Origin of the sequence: Actinomyces sp. MRS3W (genome assembly GCF_032465695.1) — a bacterium.
Classification (GTDB): domain Bacteria; phylum Actinomycetota; class Actinomycetes; order Actinomycetales; family Actinomycetaceae; genus Actinomyces.
The window spans coordinates 1-2,994 of sequence record NZ_JAWDJJ010000352.1; the positions used below are offsets into that span (position 1 = coordinate 1).

The window sequence follows — 2,994 nt, forward strand, 5'->3', positions numbered from 1 at the left end:
CCACCACTCCCGCAGCGTCCGCCATCGCGCCCGCCCCGGGTGGCAAGGCACCGGATCTGGACGCCGAAGCGCCGTCGTCGGCCCCTTACTCCCACGAGGCGGATGTGGCTGCGGCCCGCGAGCGCGTCGACGCCGCCCGGGCCGGGCGCCTGCACATCCTGGAGGTGCAGCGGCTCATCCGCATGATGCCGAAGGTCGTCATCGCTGCCGTCTCCGGGTGGGCGGCCGGCGGCGGGCACAGCCTCAACGTGGTGTGCGATCTGTCGGTTGCCTCCCGGGAGCACGCCCGCTTCAAGCAGACCGACGCGGACGTCGGCTCCTTCGACGCCGGTTACGGCTCCGCTCTGCTGGCCCGCCAGGTCGGCGACAAGCGCGCCCGCGAGATCTTCTTCCTCGCCCGCACCTACGACGCCGTCACCGCCGAGCGCTGGGGCGTAGTCAACGAGGCGGTCCCCCACGCCGAGCTGGAGGAGAAAGCACTGGAGTACGCGCGCATCGTCACCGGCAAGTCGCCCCAGGCGATCCGCATGCTCAAATACGCCTTCAACCTCGCCGATGATGGGCTGGCCGGGCAGCAGGTCTTCGCCGGAGAAGCCACCCGCCTGGCCTACATGACCGACGAGGCGGTCGAGGGCCGCGACGCCTTCCTCGAGCGCCGCCCGCCCGACTGGTCGCCCTTCCCCTACTACTTCTGACCCGTTCTCGTCGTCTGGGTCTGACCGGCTCAAACCGGTACCGAAGCGTTCGGCACCAGGCGGCCCGCGACGTGGCCCGGCGGGCCTGCGGTGAGCGCATGCAGGTCAGGACTTGGAAGCATCATTGTCGCAAATGGTGATAAACGAGCCCACAGCGGCGAGCGGTGTTTCGCGGATCGTTGAAATTACGCCAATCCCCTGCGTGGGTCCGGGGCGGCCAGCGGCGTTTGTCACCATTTGCGACAATCCCGCCCGCGAAGTATGGCGGGGTATGGAGGAAAACTTCCTGGCCGGACTGCCCTGGCCTGACCCGTCTGCTACGCCAGTTGACCGTCTACTACGCCACTTAGCGGTGTGCTGAAGGCTTCGCGGCCCTTCAACAGACGGCAAACAGGCGTAGTAGACCCTTAAGGGGCGTAGCAGACGCAAGCCGCGCTTCAGACGCCGAGCGCCGGAACGCAACCGTCAACTGGTGGCCGACCTCCACCGGACCGACTCTCTGGTGGAGGCCGCCAACGCCGGCACGGCGAACCGCCCCACTACAAGGAGCGGACCTGGCGCAGGCCTCGGATGGACAGGTGGGACGCCGCCGCCCCACCGCCTCGGGGCGGATGCCCCGGGCAACACCCCGAGACTTAGCCCGACCTCAGCAACTTCCACCGGTTTCGGCACGTAACAAGTGCCGGTTTCGGCACGTTACAAGTGCCGGTTTCGGCACGTCATTAGTGCCGGTTTCGGCATGTTATTAGTGCCGGTTTGGGCGAAGTGGGACGGGCCGCTGCACGCTGCCGTACAACCGGCGATCGCCTCTCATCGGCCAGAAGTCCGCCGCATCCAAGCCGTACGTCTTCTGCTCCGGTCGCTCGCGCAGGCTGCCGTCCGGCCCGCTCAGCAGAATGGTGGCAGACCTAACGCTGAGGTATCCGCGCATGCAGGCCCACAGCACCAGTTGAGCGCCGTCAACGAGCACCTGCTGACGAGCCTCCTCCGACGCCCCCACGCGCACTGTCCCGGGGATGACGGGCACCACCGGCGGCGTCGTGCGCAGCTGGAGCCAGACGATGTCGACCGGCTTCCTGGTTTTGCACACGACCACGCGGCGGCAGTCAGGGCTCAAGGCGCTCCAGGGGATGGCCCGAGGGCTGCGCCCCACCCAGGTGTGGATGCCGTAGCGGTCCGCGGTGGTAGCCGAGACCAGGCACCACAGCGGGAACCAGCCCAGCAGGAACGCGCACAGCCCCAGAAACGCCAACACACACAAGTGCACCCACGGCGCGTACAGCTCATGCCACCGCTCCCAGATAGACACCGTCACCACCCCCGCCGCAGCCACGAAGACCAGGGCCGCCGGGATCATCCATGCCACCGTCCACCTCACCGACGCGATGCGCATAGTCCGTATGCGCACCCGCTTCCGGCTCATCCATGAGCGCGGCACCCGGGCGCCGGTGCGCAGGCACAGCAGGGCGAGCTTGATGGCCCCCTCGGTTCCGAGGCGGTCTTCCGACTCCTGACTCCAGATTCCAAGATCCTCCGCGGTGCGCTTGTCCGGGAGCTCGCTCTCCCCCGGGCTTGCCGTGCGACCTCCCACCAGTTGGTCCGGTGGCGCCACGGACGCCCATGGGGACGCCGGCCCGTGCTGCTGCTGCCTGACCGTGCCGCCCACCATGTCGGCGGGAGGGCGCACGGAAAACAGCCGCCGCCTACCGGAGGGACGTTTCAAGGCCATGCTTCCGACGCGCGCAATCGGGGAGAGAAATCGTCACGGGCCCACGCTAGCCCGACCCCGGTCCCCGCGCGATGGGGCGGACTCCCCACGGGAAGGCGGGCCTGATAAAGACCTCGGATGGTCAGGAGAGACGCCGCCGTACCACCAGCACGGAGATGGCGCCCGGGCAGCCCCCGAGACTTAGCCCGCCCTCAGCAACTTCGACCGGTTTCGGCACGTCATAAGTGCCGGTCTCGGTGGTAGCCGTCAATCGGGACTTTAGACCCCTCTTAAGGTCCGCGGAACACCTTTGTGACCAAGGTTTGGCGGGCAGGCGGCCGTCCCCGTAAGAAGCGGCCGTCATGTGGTGCGAACCTTGCGACAACCACGAGGAAGTGCCCTCGTGGCACTCCTCCCCACCCCGGCCATCCGGCCGCTCCCACCTCTTGGAGGTTTCCCATGCCCGCATGGATCACCCGCCTGCTCGGCTCCACCGAGCCCTCGCGCCGTCGCATCGGCGTGGCCACCATCGTCGGACTCATTGCCGGCGCCTTCTCCGCCCTGGTCAAGTTCGGCTGGGAGGTCCCCTTC

At 68.1% G+C, this 2,994-nt stretch carries 2 protein-coding genes and 1 pseudogene; 2 read left to right on the forward strand and 1 reads right to left on the reverse strand.

The features are described 5' to 3' along the window. On the forward strand, positions 1-695 hold a 695-nt coding region (locus RWX45_RS13125), incomplete at its 5' end, for an enoyl-CoA hydratase-related protein (protein WP_316024162.1). Positions 696-1,440: 745 nt separating this feature from the next. Here RWX45_RS13125 and RWX45_RS13130 read toward each other — a convergent pair. Beyond that, positions 1,441-2,382, reverse strand: a complete 942-nt coding sequence (locus RWX45_RS13130) for a hypothetical protein (RefSeq protein ID WP_316024163.1) — start codon at positions 2,380-2,382, stop codon at positions 1,441-1,443. Positions 2,383-2,862: 480 nt separating this feature from the next. On the opposite strand from RWX45_RS13130, the pseudogene RWX45_RS13135 reads away from it, so the two are divergent. Beyond that, a pseudogene (locus RWX45_RS13135) lies at positions 2,863-2,994 on the forward strand (DUF1440 domain-containing protein); the annotation flags it as partial.